Genomic DNA, 14,314 nt, shown 5'->3' with positions numbered 1-14,314 from the left:
ACCACAAGGCCCCTTGCCCTGATGCCGGTCGCCAGCCGCTCCTCCCGACACGCCAAAGCCCCCGCCGCCTGCGCTCCACCCCGCACACTGCCCCTGGCAGCGACCCTGCTGCTGGTCTCCGGCAGCGCGGCGCTGATCTATCAGGTGCTGTGGATCAAGCAGCTGTCACTGGTGGTGGGGGTGGAAGTGCATGCGATCACCACCGGCATCAGCGCATTCTTCGCCGGGCTGGCGCTGGGCGGCTGGTGGCTGGGGCGTCACGCCGATCGGCTGCGCCAGCCGCTGCGCCTGTATGCGCTGCTCGAACTGGCCGTGGCCGTGGTCGGCATCGCGGCCACCCTGGCCCTGGGCAGCAGCGCCGGGTTGTTCGCCCGCCTGCAGGGCAGCATCGGGCTGCTGGCCTGGGCGCTGCCGTTCAGCCTGGTTGCCCTGCCGGCGCTGCTGATGGGCGGCACCCTGCCGGTGCTGGTGCGTGCCGTGACCGCGCAGGGGGCAACGGCCGGACGCGCCGGCGGGCAACTGTACGCGGCCAACACGGCCGGGGCGATTGTCGGCACCCTGCTCGCAGCCTTTGTGCTGATCCCGCTGCTGGGGGTACGCGGCAGTGCCTGTGCCGCCGCCGTGCTCAACCTGCTGGCCGGGGCCGGTGCACTGTGGCTGCTGCGCCTGACACCGGACGTCGAAGCCGACACCGTGGTAACCGCCAGCGCCCCGCGCAGCCCGGCGGCGCGCCTGGCCCTGGCCCTGTACGCGGTGGCCGGGGGCATTGCGCTGGGCTATGAGGTGATCTGGTCACAGGCCCTGGTGCAGTTCATGAGCACCCGCACCTTCGCCTTTGCGGTGATGCTGGCCACCTACCTGGCCGGGCTGATGCTGGGCAGCGCACTGATTGCCCGGCGCGTGGAGCGGCTGCGCGACCCGTGGGCCACCTTTGCCGTGCTAATCGGTGCGGCGGGGCTGCTGGCGCTGCTGGAAATCGCCGGGCTGGGGCGCTGGCTGATCAGTGCGCAAACCCAGGCCGAAGCGCTGGTACTGGGCCTGGGCGGCAGCGCACTGGCGGGCATGAGTGCCCGCTTTGCGGTGGTGGCGGTGAGCGTCGTGCTGCTGCCCACCACGCTGCTGGGGGCGGCGTTTCCGGTGGCGCTGCGCCTGGCCTGCGCGCCGGGCCATGCGGGGCGCGACGTGGGCGCGGTGGTGGCGCTCAACACCCTGGGCGGGATTGCCGGGGTGATGCTGTGCGGGTTCGTGCTGGTGCCCGCGCTGGGGCTGGTGCGCAGCCTGGGGGTGCTGGCGGTGCTGGCGGCAGGGGTCGGGGTAATCGCGGTCGTGGTGGGGGCAGGCCTGGCCGCTTCGCCGGCAAGGCCGGCGCCTGCAGGTACAGGCTCAGGATCTGCTCGAACCCTGTGGGAGCGGGCTTGCCAGCGAACAGGCGCGCTCAGTCAACCCAGATTCATCGCCCTCTACGCCATTGCCCTGGCCAGCCTCCTGACCGCCCTGCTCACCCCACCCCAGCGCCTGGCCAACCTGCTGCCCGGCGCGCGCAGCGGCGAGCTGGTGTTCTATCAGGAAGGCCGTGGCGCCACGGTCGCCGTGGTCGAACAGCACAAGCCCCAGGGCAGCTTTCGTCGCCTGTACATCCAGGGCGTGTCCAACACCGGCGATGCCATGCCGTCGCTGCGCTACATGCGCCTGCAGGCCCTGCTGCCGCTGTTGATCCACAACGGCGAGCCGCGCTCGGCGCTGGTGATCGGGCTGGGCACCGGCATCACCGCCGGCGCCCTGCTGCGCTACCCGGGCCTGGAGCAACGCGTGGTGGCCGAACTGCTGCCGGCGGTGGTGCACGCCTCGACGCTGTTCCAGGGCAACTACCACGCCGCCGACGATGCGCGCCTGGACATCCGCCTGCGCGACGGGCGCCGTGAACTGCTGGCCAGCCCGCAGCCCTACGACCTGATCACCCTGGAGCCACCGCCCCCCTCGGCAGCCGGCGTGGTCAACCTGTACTCGCGTGACTTCTACCAGCTGGCCGCCAGCCGCCTCAACCCCCAGGGCCTGGTCGCCCAGTGGCTGCCGCTGCCCACCCAGAACATCGACGACAGCCGTGCCCTGGTGCGCAGCTTCATCGACGTGTTCCCGCATGCCTCGCTGTGGACCACCGAGTTCCATGAAATGCTGCTGGTCGGCTCGCTGCAGCCGGTGCGCCTGGACCTGCCGCGCATCAGCGCGCGCCTGGCGCAACCCCCCGTGCAACGCACCCTGGCCGAGGTGGGCGTGGACTCGCCGGCCGCACTGCTGGCCACCTGGGTCACCGACCGCGCCGGCCTGGAGCGCTTTGCCGCACAGGCCCCGGCCGTCACCGACGACCAGCCACGCATCGAGTACGCCCCCTGGGTGCGCAGCGACGAGATCACCCGGGTGTTGCCGGCCCTGCTGGCGCTGGGCAGCCCGGTGCCGCTGGAAGGCGCCGATGCCCTGGCCAGCCTGCGCCTGAACGACCAGCGCCAGCGCCTGCAGCGCTTCTACCAGGTGGGCCTGAGCGCCTACCGCGGCCAGCGCGACACCTGGGCGCGACAGGTTCAGGGCGTGATGCGAGAAGATGGCAGCAACCCGTACTACCGTTGGTTCCTGGGCATGCCGTGAAGCGCGCCGCCTGATTGAAGCGCCCCTTACCCCAACAGCATGGACGTCTGCATGTCGAAAAAGCGCGCCGTTACGCCGCCCCAACAGCCCCCCGTGCGCGGCACCAGCCTGCTCTGGCCGGTGCTGGCCGGGGCGGTCCTGCTGGCCCTGCTGGGCACCTGGTTCGCCCTCGACCGTGCCCCGGCACACCTGCCGGTGGCCGCGCAGAGCACGCCACCAGCCCCGCCGGCGCCAAGCAGCCCCGCCCCGGCGCTGGTCGACGAAGCCACCTGCCAGGGTTGCCATGGCGAACAGGTTCGCCAGTGGCAAGGTTCCCATCACCAGCTGGCGATGCAGCCGGCCACCGCCCAGACCGTGCTGGGCAATTTCGCCGACGTGCAGTTCAAGAGCGACCGCGAGACCACGCGCTTCTTTCGCCAGGGCGACCGCTTCTGGGTCAACACCCCAGGCGCCGACGGCCGGCCCCAGGATTTCGAGGTGGCCTATGCCTTCGGCATCGAGCCTTTGCAGCAGTACCTGATCGACACCGGCGGCGGGCACCTGCAGGCGCTCGGGGTGGCCTGGGATACGCGCCAGCAGCAGTGGTTTCACCTGTACCCCGGCCAGGGCGTGGACTTCAAGAACCCGCTGCACTGGAGCAAGCCGCAGCAGAATGCCAACTTCATGTGCGTGGAGTGCCATACCACCGGCTTCAAGCGCAATTTCAACGCTGCCAGCGCCACCTTCGACAGCCACTGGAACAGCCTGGGCGTGGGGTGCCAGGCGTGCCACGGCCCGGCCTCCGGGCACCTGGCGTGGGCGGCGCAAAAGCCGGCCAGGCAGGTTGCCCATGCCGGCTTCCAGCAGAGCCTGGTGGAGGGTGGCAACCTGGCCGAAGTCGAGACCTGTGCCCGCTGCCATGCGCGCCGCGCGCCGCTGGGCGATGGCTTTCACAACGAGCGCCGCCTGATGGACGACTACCTGCCCAGCCGCCTGACCCGCGAGCTGTATGAGCTGGACGGCAAGATCAAGGACGAGGTGTTCGAGTACGGCGCCTTCACCCAGAGCAAGATGTTCGCCAAGGGCGTGCGCTGCAGCAATTGCCACGAGCCCCACAGCACCCAGCTCAAGGCACCGGGCGACGGGGTGTGCCTGCAGTGCCACAACCCTGCGGGCAAGACCGGCGTGGCCGGGGTCGACGGCGCCGGGCTCAAGGCCCGCGACTATACCGCCACCGAGCACCATCACCATGCCCCCGGCAGCCCCGCGGCGCAGTGCGTCAGCTGCCACATGCCCGGCAAGTTCTACATGGTCAACGACTATCGCCACGACCACGGCTTCAGCATTCCGGCACCGGCCCAGGCACTGGCGCTGGGCACGCCGGATGCCTGCCTGGGGTGTCACAAGGGCAGTGCCGGGCAGCGCGTCAGCGAGCAGTTCGCGCTGTGGTACGCCGACCGGCCCTCCGACACACCGGCCTACGCTGCCAGCCTGGACCTGCTGCGCAGCGGCAAACCCGGTGCCGCCCAGGCGCTGCTGACGCAACTGGCCAACAGCGAACTGCCGGCGATCCGCCGCGCCACCCTGCTCGCCGAACTGCCCAACTACCCGAGCGAACGTACCCTGCAGGCGGCGCGCAGCGCCCTGGGCGACAGCGCACCGCAGGTACGCGCCGCGGCGGTGGAAGCCCTGGCCGCGCTGCTGCCCCCGCAACAGCGAAGCATGCCGCTGGCCCCCTTGCTGCGTGACCCGGTGCTGGCCGTGCGCATCGCGGCCGCCTACGCCCTGCTGCCGGCACGGGCAGCCGGGCTGGGCGCGGCGCAGGCGGCGTTCGAGCAGGCGCTGGGCGAATACGAAAGCGTGCAGCTGAGCCTGCTCGAACGCGCCGAAGCCAACCTCAACCTGGCCCTGCTGTACCAGGCCAGCGGACGCACCGATGCGGTCGAGCCGTACCTGCGCAGCGCGGTGCTGCGCGACGCCGACTTCCTGCCGGCCCGTGTGGCCCTGGTGCAGTGGCTGGACAGCCATGGCCGCCAGGACGAAGCACGCACGCTGCTGGAAGACAGCCTGCGCCAGCACCCCGACTCGGCGCTGTTGCAGCAGGCCCACGGCCTGGCCCTGATTCGCCAGGGCCGTCGCGACCAAGCGCTGGTGGCGCTGCGCAAGGCCGTGCAGCTGGCCCCGCAGAACGCCGGCTACGGGTATGTGCTGGCGGTGGCCCTGCACGATCAGGGGCAGCGCGAGCCGGCAATGCAACAACTGTGGAGCAGCCTGCAACAACAACCGTTTAACCGTGATGTTCGGCTGGCCTTGATGCATTATCTGCAACAGGCCCGGCAGGTGGACACAGCCAATGCCCTGCTCGAGTCGCTGCGCCAGCTCAACCCCTACGACCCGATGCTGCAACCGCGCCCCGCCAGCGGGAGCTGAGGGCCTGCAAAAAATTTGATGAAGGCAATATCGAACTAGAATCAGGCCTGCACACTCAGATGCGCATGTGCCTTACCTACCCTGCTCAGGAGCTTGTCCAAATGGCTGCACTGCAACCTGTCACCCTCACCGCCATCCGCACCCACCAGGCCTCCCTGGTAGCCGAATGGCTGGCCGGGCTGGACGCGTCGGGTGCCACGCGCAACCTCAAGGCCGACGACCTCAAGCGCCAGACCGAAGAGTTTCTCGACCTGCTGCACGCCGGCCTGCAGAACGGCGATGCCAGCAACCTCAACGCCGGTGCCTGGGACGAGGTGCGCCTGTTCCTGGAAAAGCTCTCCCATAGCCGCGCCCTGCTCGGCCAGGACTCGCAGCAGACCGCCACCTTCATCTTCTCCCTCAAGGGCCCGCTGTTCGCCCTGCTGCAGCGCGAGTACAGCGAGCAGCCGGCGCAACTGGCCAACCAGCTGCTGCAGGTGTCCGAACTGCTCGATGCCCTGGGCCTGCACACCATCCGCACCTTCCAGAAATCCCGCGAGGCGGTGATCAAGCGCCAGCAGGAAGAACTGCTGGAGCTGTCCACCCCGGTGGTCAAGCTGTGGGACGGCGTACTGGCACTGCCGATGATCGGCACCCTGGACTCGCAACGTACCCAGGTGGTGATGGAATCGCTGCTGCAGCGCATCGTCGACACCGGCTCTGAAATCGCCATCATCGACATCACCGGTGTGCCCACCGTCGATACCCTGGTGGCCCAGCACCTGCTCAAGACCGTGACCGCCATCCGCCTGATGGGCGCCGACTGCATCATCAGCGGTGTACGCCCGCAGATCGCCCAGACCATCGTGCACCTGGGCCTGGACCTGCAGGGCGTGGTGACCAAGGCCAACCTGGCCGACGCCCTGAAGCTGGCCCTGCATCGCCTGGGCCTGTCCGTCGCCAAGGCGGGCTGAAGCCATGGAGCGCATCCCGATTCTGCAAATCGGCGAATTCCTGCTGGTGACCATCCAGGTCGACATGCATGACCAGCTGGCCATGACCCTGCAGGACGACCTGTCCGAGCGCATCAGCGCGACCTCGGCCAAAGGCGTGCTGATCGACATCTCGGCGCTGGACATGGTCGACTCCTTCATCGGCCGCATGATCGGCACCATCTCCGGGGTGTCGCGCATCATGGACACGCAGACCGTGCTGGTGGGCATGCAGCCGGCCGTGGCGATCACCCTGGTCGAACTGGGCCTGACCCTGCCCGGCGTGCGTACCGCGCTCAACGCCGAGCGCGGCATGCGCCTGCTCAACAACTCGGCTGCACCGCAATGAGCGCCGAGCAAAGCGGCACCCAGCCCATCCTGCTGGAGCAGGATGTGGTACGTGCACGGCAACTGGCGCGCACCCTGGCCCAGGGCTGCGGCATGAGCCTGATCAACCTGACCAAGCTGGTCACGGCGGTCAGCGAGCTGGCCCGCAACGCCGTGGTGTATGGCGGCGGTGGCCACATGGACTGGCAGGTGGTCGAGAAGGACCATCGCAAGGGCCTGCGCCTGACCTTTCGCGACGAAGGGCCGGGCATCCCCGACATCAAGCTGGCCATGACAGATGGCTGGACCAGCGGCGGCGGCCTGGGCCTGGGCCTGACCGGGGCCAAGCGACTGGTGGACGAGTTCGAACTGGATACCGCCCCCGGGGCCGGCACGCGCGTGACGATTCTGCGATGGGCCTGAGTATCCTGGGCAGCCTGACCCAGGTGCTGCCGATAGAAGACGAGAGCCAGGTCGGTCATGCCCGGCGCTGCGTGCAACGCCTGGCCGAACAGCAGGGTTTCGATGCCACCGACGCCGGGCGCGCCGCGCTGCTGGCCACCGAGCTTGCAAGCAACCTGCTCAAGCATGCCGGGCGCGGTGAACTGCACCTGCGGGTGCTGCCCAACAGCGGCTACAGCGGGCTGGAACTGATCGCCATCGACCGTGGTGCAGGCTTCGACCTGCACCACTGCCTGGCCGACGGGTTCTCCACCGGCGGTACCCAGGGCATCGGCCTCGGCGCGATCAAGCGCCTGGCCGATGTGTTCGATGTGTACGCCGACAGCCGTGGCGCCGCCGTGCTGGCGCGCCTGTACCCGCGCAGCAGCGCGGCCTGCGACCTGCGCTGGGGCGCCAGCCAGCACAGCCTGCATCACGACCCGGCCTGTGGCGATGCCTGGTACCTGGCCTACGACGGCCAGCGCATCAGTGCCCTGGTGGTCGACGGGCTGGGCCACGGCGAGCTCGCCGAACGGGCCGCCCACGCCGGCACCCAGGCCTTTGCCCAGGCCCCGTTCGCCGACCCCGCGCAGGTGCTCGAGGCGATGCACGTCAACATGCAGGGCACCCGTGGCGGCGCCGCGGCCTTCGCCCAGTACGACAACGGCGCGCTGCGTTTCAGCGGCGTCGGCAACATCGGCGCGCACCTGCTCGCACCCGGTAGCAGTCGTGGCCTGGCCTCGCACCCGGGTATCGTCGGCGGGCAATTCCGCCGCGTGCGCCCCTTTGACTACGCTGATGTGCAGGCCAACCTGCTGGTGCTCTACAGCGACGGGCTGCAATCGCGCTGGGACCTGCAGCAGTATCCTGGCCTCATGCATCAGCACCCGGCACTGATCGCCGCCGTGCTGCATCGCGACTTCTGCCGAGGCCGCGATGATGTCACCGTACTGGTTGTTGCCCTGGAGACCCTAAGTGGCTGATTCCCCTACCCTTGCCGACACCGAGGCGCAGGCGCTGATCGCGCGGCTGCGTGAAGAGGGCGACGCCCTGCGCGCCGAACTCGAAGAAACCAACCAGGGCGTGCTGGCCCTGTATGCCGAGCTGGATATCCAGGCCGAGCAACTGCGCCAGGCCTCGGACCTCAAGAGCCGCTTCCTGTCGTACATGAGCCACGAGTTTCGCACGCCGCTGGGTTCGATCCTGAGCATCGCCCGCCTGCTCAGCGACGAGCTGGACGGCCCGCTGAGCCCCGAGCAGCACAAGCAGGTGACCTTCGTCAGCAATTCGGCGCGCGAACTGAGCGACATGGTCGACGACCTGCTCGACCTGGCCAAGATCGAGGCCGGGCGCATCACCATCTCGCCGGCCTGGTTCGACATGCTCGACCTGTTCGCGGCCCTGCGCGGCATGTTCCGGCCGATCGTCGATGCCTCGGCGGTCGACCTGATCTTCGAAGAGCCCCAGGGCCTGCCGCGCCTGTACAGCGACGACAAGAAGCTGGCGCAGATCCTGCGCAACTTCATTTCCAACGCGCTGAAATTCACCGCCCGTGGCGAAGTGCGGGTATCGTCGCAACTGGAAGACGACGGCCAGATCCGCTTTGCGGTGCACGACACCGGCATCGGCATCCCGGGCGAGTTGCACGACACGCTGTTCGAGGACTTCGCACAGATCGACTCGCCGCTGCAGAAGCGCCTGCGCGGCACCGGCCTGGGCCTGTCGCTGTGCAAGCGCTTCGCGGCGCTGCTGGGTGGCCGGGTCGGGGTCGAGAGTACGCCCGGGGTCGGCTCGACCTTCTACGTAGTGATCCCCTTGGCGCTGGCCCAGGAGCCTGGTGATGAAGCCTGACATCCGCCTGCTGATCGTCGACGACAACATCGTCACCCGCTATGCCCTGCGCCGGCGCCTGGAATGCCATGGCTACCGCATCGACGAGGCCGGCACCGGTGGCGAGGGCCTGGAGCTGATTGCCAGCCAGACCTACGACGCGCTGATCCTGGATGTACACCTGCCGGACATGAGCGGCTTCGATATCGTGCGCATCCTGCGCGCCACCCCGGCCACCGCGTTGCTGCCGGTGATCCACGTATCGGCGGCCGCCATCGGTACCGGCGACATCATCACCGGGCTGGACGCCGGGGCCGACGCCTACCTGATCCACCCGGTCGACCCCGAGGTGTTGCTGGCCACCCTGCGCACGCTGCTGCGGGTACGCGACACCGAGCAGGCGCTGCGCGAGAGCGAGGCGCGCTTTCGCGAGATCTTCGTCAGCACCGCCGCGCCCATCGCGCTGCTGGGCACCGGGCTCAAGGTGCACGAATGCAACCAGGCGTTCGCCCAGCTGATCCAGGACAACCTGAGCCCCGACACCCTGGTCGAGTGCTTTGCCGACGACCAGCAGCCGGTGATCGACGAGCTGCTGCGCAGGCTCGGCACCCGGGACCGCTGGAAGGGCCTGCTGCACATGCGCGTCAACGGCCAGCTGCGCGAGACCCAGTGGCAGGTGTCGCCCTACCGCAGCGGCGAGTCGAGCCTGATCTTCGTCGAGGACGTGACCGAACAGCGCCACCGCGAACGCACCCAGCGCGCCGAACTGGACAGCGCGACCACCCTGCTGGCCCAGGAAGTGGCCGAGCGCGCCCGTACCGAGGCGCAGTTGCTGCAGGTGCAGAAGATGGACGCACTGGGCAAGCTTACCGGCGGCATCGCCCATGACTTCAACAACATGCTCACCGGCATCATCACCAGCCTGGAGCTGATCAAGAAACGCATCGAGCAGGGCCGCGTCGACAAGGTGCAGTCCTACGCCGACGCTGCACTGGGCGCCGCCATGGGGGCCGCCACCCTGACCCACCGCCTGCTCGCCTTTGCCCGCCAGCAACCGCTGGACCCCCGCCCGGCCGACATCAACCAGCACATCCGCTCGCTGGAGGAACTGCTGCGACGCACCATCGGCGAACACATCAGCCTGCACCTGAACCTGAGCGAGCACCTCAGCGTGGCCCTGGTAGACCCGATCCAGCTGGAGAACGCCGTGCTCAACCTGGTGATCAACGCGCGCGACGCGCTGCCCCAGGGTGGCAACATCTGGATCAGCACCTACGCGGCGCACACCCAGGACGACCTCAAGCTGGCCGATGGCGCCTACGTGGCATTGTCGGTGCGCGACGACGGCAGCGGCATCGCCCCCGAGGTGATCGGCAAGGTCTTCGACCCGTTCTTCACCACCAAGCCCATCGGCCAGGGCACCGGGCTGGGGCTGTCGACCATCTACGGCTTCGCCCGCCAGTCGGCCGGCGACGTGCAGATCCGCAGCACCGGCGGGCGCGGTACCGAAGTGACGCTGCTGCTGCCGGCCAGCCAGAGCCCGCTGTTGAGCATCACCGAACCCACACCCGACACCGTGATCAGTACCGCCGGCGAGCATGTGCTGGTGGTCGAGGACATGTCGGTGGTGCGCAGTTTCGTCTGCGAGGTGCTGACCGATGCCGGTTACCGCTGCACCCCGGCGCCGGACGTCGAAAGCGCCCTGCAGAAACTGCATGCCGACCCGAGCATCGCCCTGCTGCTCAGCGACGTGGGCCTGCCGCACATGAACGGGCGCGAGCTGGCCAATGTCGCGCGCATGCTGCGCCCGAGCCTGCCGGTGCTGTTCATGACCGGCTACGCCGAGAACGCCATCGACCGGCAGCATTTTCTCGGTGAGCGCATGGACATCGTCACCAAGCCGTTCCAGATCCACGAACTGCTGGACAAGGTTCGGCGCAGCCTCGACGCCTGAGCCGCCTCAGCCCAGGGCCCGGGCCAGAAACGGCGCGGTACGGCTGTGGGCACTGGCCGCCACCTGCTGCGGCGTGCCGCAGGCCACCAGCGTGCCGCCCTGGTCCCCCGCCCCCGGGCCGATGTCGATCACCCAGTCGCTCTGGGCCACCACGCGCATGTCGTGCTCCACCACGATCACCGTATGCCCGGCATCCACCAGGCGCCCCAGCTGCAGCATCAGCCGGTCGATATCCTGCGGATGCAGGCCGTTGGTGGGTTCGTCGAGCACATACAGGGTGGCCCCGCGGGCCATGCGCTGCAGTTCGGTGGCCAGCTTGATGCGCTGCGCCTCACCGCCCGACAGCTCGGTGGCCGGCTGGCCCAGGCGCAGGTAGCCCAGCCCGATTTCGTGCAGCACCGCCAGGGCACGCTGCACCGCCGGCTGCTGCTCGAACACCGCCAGTGCCTGGGTCACCGTCAGCTGCAGCACCTGGGCGATGTTCAGGCCCTGCCAGGTGACCGCCAGGGTCTGCGGGTTGTAGCGGGCGCCATGGCAGGTGGGGCATGGTGCGTAGACGCTGGGCATGAACAGCAGCTCGACGCTGACAAAGCCTTCGCCTTCGCAGGTTTCGCAACGGCCCTTGGCCACGTTGAACGAGAAGCGCCCGGCGTCGAAGCCCTGCTCGCGGGCCGCATCGGTGGCGGCGAACAGTTTGCGCACGTGGTCGAACAGGCCGGTGTAGGTCGCAAGGTTCGAGCGTGGGGTACGGCCGATGGGCTTCTGGTCCACCTGCACCAGCCGGCGGATGTGCTCCAGGCCCGCCGTGACCTGGCCGCCGCTGGCCTGCGCCACGTCATCCTCCAGGCTCTGCTCCTGGGGCTCGCTGGGCGCGGTGGCCTGGCCCAGGTGCGCGCCCACCAGCTCCAGCAGCGCCTGGCTGACCAGGCTGGACTTGCCCGAGCCGGAAATCCCGGTAACGGCCGTGAAGCACCCAAGGGGGAAGGCCGCATCGAGGTTGTGCAGGTTGTTGCGCGTCACGCCCTCCAGGCGCAGCCAGCCGCCGGGTTCACGCGGGGTGCGCGGCTCGGCGGCCTGGGCGCCGAACAGGTAGTTGCGGGTCTGCGAGGCCTCGACCTCGGCCAACCCGGCCGGGGGCCCGCTGTACAGCACCTGGCCGCCCTGCTCGCCCGCCGCCGGGCCCACGTCCACCAGCCAGTCGGCGCGGCGCATGGTGTCCAGGTCGTGCTCGACCACGAACACCGAATTGCCCGCGGCCTTGAGGCGCAGCAGGGCCTCGTACAGCGCCTCGCCATCGGCCGGGTGCAGGCCGGCCGAGGGTTCGTCCAGTACATAGATCACCCCGAACAGCTGCGAGTTGAGCTGGGTGGCCAGGCGCAGGCGCTGCAGCTCGCCCGAGGACAGGGTCGGCGTGCTGCGCTCCAGGGCCAGGTAACCCAGGCCCAGGTCGATCAGGGTGGCCACCCGTTCGAGCAGGTCCTGGGCGATGCGCTGCGCGGCCAGGCGTTTTTCCAGCGAGAGGTTGGGCGTGTGGCGCACGTCCGGGCCGCCGGCATGGGCGTTGTCGCCCCTGGCCGCGCGCTGCTGGCGGGCGTCACGGGTTTGCGCGTGGGTCAGCACCGCACCCTGCTCGTCGCCATGCTCGACATAGGTGGCGCTGGCCACCGGCTTGAGCACCTCGGCCAGCTGCAGCAAGGGCAACTGCGCCAGCTCGGCAATGTCCAGCCCGGCGAAGGTCACGGTCAGGGCCTCGCGCTTGAGCCGCTTGCCCGCGCACAACGGGCAGGCGCTGGCCCGCATGAACTGGCTGACGCGCTTGCGCATCAGCGCGCTCTGCGAATGGGTGAAGGTGTGCAGCACATAGCGCCGCGCGCCGCTGAAGGTGCCTTGATAGCTGGGTTCGAGCTTGCGCTTGAGGGCGTCGCGGGTCTGGGCCGGGGTCATGCCGGCATACACCGGCACGGTGGGGGTCTCTTCGGTGAACAGGATCCAGTCGCGCTGCTCCTGGGGCAGGTCGCGCCACGGAATGTCGACGTCATAGCCCAGGGTCACGAGGATGTCGCGCTGGTTCTGGCCCTGCCACGCCAGCGGCCACGAGGCCACCGCACGCTCGCGGATGGTCAGCGACGGGTCGGGCACCATCGAGGCCTCGTCCACCTCGTAGACCCGGCCCAGGCCGTGGCACTCGGGGCATGCGCCCTGGGGCGTATTGGGCGAGAAGTCCTCGGCATACAGCATCGGCTGGCCGTCCGGGTAACTGCCGGCGCGCGAATAGAGCATGCGGATCAGGCTCGACAGCGTGGTCACGCTGCCCACCGAGGAGCGCGCGCTGGGGGTGCCGCGCTGCTGTTGCAGGGCCACCGCCGGCGGCAGGCCTTCGATGGCGTCCACATCCGGCACCCCGACCTGGTCGATCAGGCGTCGCGCATAGGGCGCCACCGACTCGAAATAGCGGCGCTGGGCCTCGGCATACAGGGTCGAGAACGCCAGCGACGACTTGCCCGAGCCGGACACGCCGGTGAACACCACCAGCGCATCGCGGGGGATGTCCACATCCACGTTCTTGAGGTTGTGTTCGCGCGCGCCGCGCACCTTGACCATGCCGGCCGGGCCGGCATGGGGCGTGGTGGATCGAGGTGAATTCATGGTCGGACCTTGGTCGGCGAGGGTCTGGAATTGGAGCGGCGTGCGCGGCGGATCGTTCCACCGCCGCCCTGGGGCCTCAGCTCAGCGCGGCCCGCAGGCGTTGACGCAGGCGCGAGCCGAACACGTTGATCAGCAACCCCACCATCACCAGCACCCCACCCCAGCATTGCAGGGTACTCAGGCGCTCACCCAGCAGCAACGCCGAGGAGCTCAGCCCCACCACTGGCACCAGCAGCGAAAACGGTGCGACCTTGCCCGCCGGGTAGCGCGACAGCAGGCCGCTCCACAGGCTGTAGCCGAGCATGGTGGCGATGAAGGCCAGGTACGCCAGGGCCAGGATCGAGTTCAGGCCGATGCCGCGCAGCGAGCTTTCGATCAGCGCCGGCCCTTCGAGCCACCACGACAGGGCGAAGAATGGCAACGGCGGAATCAGCGCGCCCCAGATCACCAGCGCCACCAGGTCGATGTTGCCGAAGCGGCGCGTGATGATGTTGCCCATGGCCCAGCATGCGGCGGCGCACAGGGTCAGCACCAGCGCCAAAAATGGCACGTGGCTGCCGTTCTCGCTGCCGATCAGCGCCAGGCCCCCGGCGGCCACCAGCAGCCCCAGCAGGCTGGCGGCGCGCAGCCGCTCACCGAGAAACATCGCGGCAAAGAACAGCGTGAAGAAGGCCTGCGACTGCAGCACCAGCGACGCCAGGCCCGGCGGCATGCCGTTGCCCATGGCCTCGAACAGAAAGGCGAACTGGCCCAGCGAGATGGTGGTGCCGTAGGCCAGCAACCAGCGCCACGGCAGTTGCGGGCGCTTGATGAAGAAGATCGCCGGAAACAGCACCAGCACGAAGCGCAGGCCACCCAGCAGCATGGGCGGCAGGCCGTCGAGGCCGACCTTGATCACCACGAAATTCAGGCCCCAGGCGACGATCACCACCAGCGCCAGCAACAGGTCCTTTAACGGCATTCTGCCCTCACCAATTTGTAATATTTCGAAACAGCATATCCTTATTCCCGGGTTCAGTTATACCCGTCGGCGGCGCATGCCTGTGTGACCAGGAGCTGCCCGGCAGCCCACACCACAAAAAATGCCGCGCAACCT

10 protein-coding genes are annotated in these 14,314 nt (G+C 69.0%); 8 read left to right on the top strand and 2 right to left on the bottom strand.

All coding sequences use genetic code 11. The features are described 5' to 3' along the window. Positions 1 to 21: 21 nt before the first annotated feature. The 8 genes from NP552_RS10750 (at position 22) to NP552_RS10715 (ending at position 10,572) form a co-directional block, all read left to right on the top strand. Positions 22 to 2,640, top strand: a complete 2,619-nt coding sequence (locus NP552_RS10750; protein WP_274096721.1) for a fused MFS/spermidine synthase — start codon at positions 22 to 24, stop codon at positions 2,638 to 2,640. A gap of 51 nt (positions 2,641 to 2,691) precedes the next feature. Continuing rightward, positions 2,692 to 5,049 carry a cytochrome c3 family protein gene (locus NP552_RS10745; protein WP_274096720.1) on the top strand — a complete coding sequence of 786 codons (2,358 nt, stop codon included), beginning with the start codon at positions 2,692 to 2,694 and terminating at the stop codon, positions 5,047 to 5,049. 101 nt (positions 5,050 to 5,150) lie between these two features. Then, positions 5,151 to 6,002, top strand: coding sequence for an STAS domain-containing protein (locus NP552_RS10740; RefSeq protein ID WP_054915144.1), 852 nt, complete (start codon positions 5,151 to 5,153; stop codon positions 6,000 to 6,002). A gap of 4 nt (positions 6,003 to 6,006) precedes the next feature. Beyond that, a complete protein-coding gene (locus NP552_RS10735; RefSeq protein ID WP_043861203.1) occupies positions 6,007 to 6,369 on the top strand; it encodes an STAS domain-containing protein in 363 nt (120 codons plus the stop codon). Beyond that, complete coding sequence (locus tag NP552_RS10730; RefSeq protein ID WP_043861202.1) at positions 6,366 to 6,770, top strand: anti-sigma regulatory factor; 405 nt, start codon at positions 6,366 to 6,368, stop codon at positions 6,768 to 6,770. The genes NP552_RS10735 and NP552_RS10730 overlap by 4 nt, the downstream gene beginning before the upstream one ends. Further along, positions 6,761 to 7,771, top strand: coding sequence for an ATP-binding protein (locus NP552_RS10725; RefSeq protein ID WP_210015328.1), 1,011 nt, complete (start codon positions 6,761 to 6,763; stop codon positions 7,769 to 7,771). Before NP552_RS10730 ends, NP552_RS10725 begins: the two co-directional genes overlap by 10 nt. After that, a complete protein-coding gene (locus NP552_RS10720; protein ID WP_043861201.1) occupies positions 7,764 to 8,639 on the top strand; it encodes a sensor histidine kinase in 876 nt (291 codons plus the stop codon). The genes NP552_RS10725 and NP552_RS10720 overlap by 8 nt, the downstream gene beginning before the upstream one ends. Beyond that, positions 8,629 to 10,572 (top strand): response regulator, encoded by a 1,944-nt coding sequence (locus NP552_RS10715; RefSeq protein WP_054915145.1) that lies wholly within the window; start codon positions 8,629 to 8,631, stop codon positions 10,570 to 10,572. Before NP552_RS10720 ends, NP552_RS10715 begins: the two co-directional genes overlap by 11 nt. Before the next feature lie 6 nt (positions 10,573 to 10,578). Here the strand turns inward: NP552_RS10715 and NP552_RS10710 are convergent, their stop codons facing one another. Together NP552_RS10710 and NP552_RS10705 are read right to left on the bottom strand one after the other, a co-directional pair. Next, the gene (locus NP552_RS10710; RefSeq protein ID WP_196932455.1) at positions 10,579 to 13,218 is read right to left on the bottom strand and encodes an excinuclease ABC subunit UvrA; all 2,640 of its coding nucleotides are present in this window, start codon (positions 13,216 to 13,218) and stop codon (positions 10,579 to 10,581) included. Positions 13,219 to 13,294: 76 nt separating this feature from the next. Further along, entirely contained in the window at positions 13,295 to 14,179 is an 885-nt protein-coding gene (locus NP552_RS10705) for an EamA family transporter (RefSeq protein ID WP_054915147.1), read from the bottom strand. Positions 14,180 to 14,314 lie beyond the last annotated feature (135 nt).

The sequence above is a fragment of the Pseudomonas sp. 8209 genome, from assembly GCF_028682105.1.
Lineage (GTDB): Bacteria > Pseudomonadota > Gammaproteobacteria > Pseudomonadales > Pseudomonadaceae > Aquipseudomonas > Aquipseudomonas palmensis.
The sequence above is the reverse complement of the archived record's forward strand: the minus strand, read 5'-3'. Positions and strand labels throughout refer to the sequence as shown.

What these genes read in the sequence shown, in the direction of transcription:
- NP552_RS10715 (WP_054915145.1), top strand. Translation starts at nt 8,629, where the DNA reads ATGAAGCCTGACATCCGCCTGCTGATCGTCGACGACAACATCGTCACC.
- NP552_RS10745 (WP_274096720.1), top strand. Translation starts at nt 2,692, where the DNA reads ATGTCGAAAAAGCGCGCCGTTACGCCGCCCCAACAGCCCCCCGTGCGC.
- NP552_RS10740 (WP_054915144.1), top strand. Translation starts at nt 5,151, where the DNA reads ATGGCTGCACTGCAACCTGTCACCCTCACCGCCATCCGCACCCACCAG.
- NP552_RS10725 (WP_210015328.1), top strand. Translation starts at nt 6,761, where the DNA reads ATGGGCCTGAGTATCCTGGGCAGCCTGACCCAGGTGCTGCCGATAGAA.
- NP552_RS10710 (WP_196932455.1), bottom strand. Translation starts at nt 13,218, where the DNA reads ATGAATTCACCTCGATCCACCACGCCCCATGCCGGCCCGGCCGGCATG.
- NP552_RS10750 (WP_274096721.1), top strand. Translation starts at nt 22, where the DNA reads ATGCCGGTCGCCAGCCGCTCCTCCCGACACGCCAAAGCCCCCGCCGCC.
- NP552_RS10730 (WP_043861202.1), top strand. Translation starts at nt 6,366, where the DNA reads ATGAGCGCCGAGCAAAGCGGCACCCAGCCCATCCTGCTGGAGCAGGAT.
- NP552_RS10735 (WP_043861203.1), top strand. Translation starts at nt 6,007, where the DNA reads ATGGAGCGCATCCCGATTCTGCAAATCGGCGAATTCCTGCTGGTGACC.
- NP552_RS10705 (WP_054915147.1), bottom strand. Translation starts at nt 14,179, where the DNA reads ATGCCGTTAAAGGACCTGTTGCTGGCGCTGGTGGTGATCGTCGCCTGG.